Raw genomic sequence first — 1163 nt, forward strand, 5'->3', positions numbered from 1 at the left:
TGGTTTTGGATCTGGTTTTGGATCTGGTTTAGGTTCTGGTTTTGGCTCCGGTTTCTGTTCTGGTTCAGGTATAGGGTCAGGTTTGGGAGTCGGATCCGGTATTGTTTCTGGTTTTGATTCAGATATAGAATCGGACTTGGATTCGTATGTATATATTACTTCTATCTCTTTTTTTGTTTTGGATTGAGAATTGTTGCTCGCTTCGGAACTTGGTTTTTGAGATTCCGGTTTGGTTTCTGGCACAACTTTGCCGTTATTGTCCGGTGTTGTCTCTAAGATTAGGCTTTTTGCTTTATCCAGCATCACAACTGCTTCAGCTCTTGTAATGTATGCTTTTGGTTTAAAGGTATGATCCGAATATCCTACAATGATTTTTTTGGATACTGCAGCACCTACTTTGCCTTTGCTCCAAAATGCGATTGATGAGGCATCATTAAATACATTGGCTGCCTGTTCATCGTCAGTCATCTTCAATAGTTTTGACACAATAACAGCCGCTTCTTGGCGGCTTAATGGTTTGGAGCTGCGTATAGAATTGTCTTCATAGCCGTATATATAATCTTCCCTTACTGCCTTTTGAACGTCTGTGTATTCCCAATTCGATTCTTTTAAATCAATGAAACTTATGTCAGTTGTTTGACTGAATTGAAAAGAACGGTTAATGAGAGCCATGAATTCTCCACGCGTAATGGTGTTATTCGGTTTAAAGGAACCATCAGAGTATCCTTTGATCAGACCTTGAGAATTCCAATTTCTTAATTGCGTCTCCGCCCAATGTCCTACAAGATCCGAATTAATGGTTTGACCATACGCCACTCCGGTTGAGGCAAATAGTAAGCTGGTTGATAGAACGCCAATTAATAATTTTCGTGAATTATTTCCGGACATCATTTGAAACCTCCACTTTGCTGTCTTTTTCTATGATGCTCGTGTAGGAGCTGCCTTGCCACATTTAGAAATACGATTGTAATCCTACTTGGGTATTAGATAGTGATTGAGTATGAGCCAAGCTGACATGATAACCACTCCTTAAGACCTATATTATATTACTTTCATTTTATCGGCTAGATATCATTTTTTTATTAGAAAAAGGATCATTTTTCTTTTCATGCTATATAGAACCAAAAAATAATTTGAGAGCGTAAAATATCTTGTGTAAATAG

The 1163-nt window shown here is 38.0% G+C and carries 1 protein-coding gene; it reads right to left on the reverse strand.

Annotated elements, in window-relative coordinates:
* The coding region (locus BBG47_RS29690) for an S-layer homology domain-containing protein (RefSeq protein WP_139070819.1) at positions 1-891 on the reverse strand (891 nt) is incomplete at its 3' end.
* Positions 892-1163 lie beyond the last annotated feature (272 nt).

This window comes from Paenibacillus sp. KS1 (genome assembly GCF_001680695.1).
Lineage (GTDB): Bacteria > Bacillota > Bacilli > Paenibacillales > Paenibacillaceae > Paenibacillus_B > Paenibacillus_B suaedae.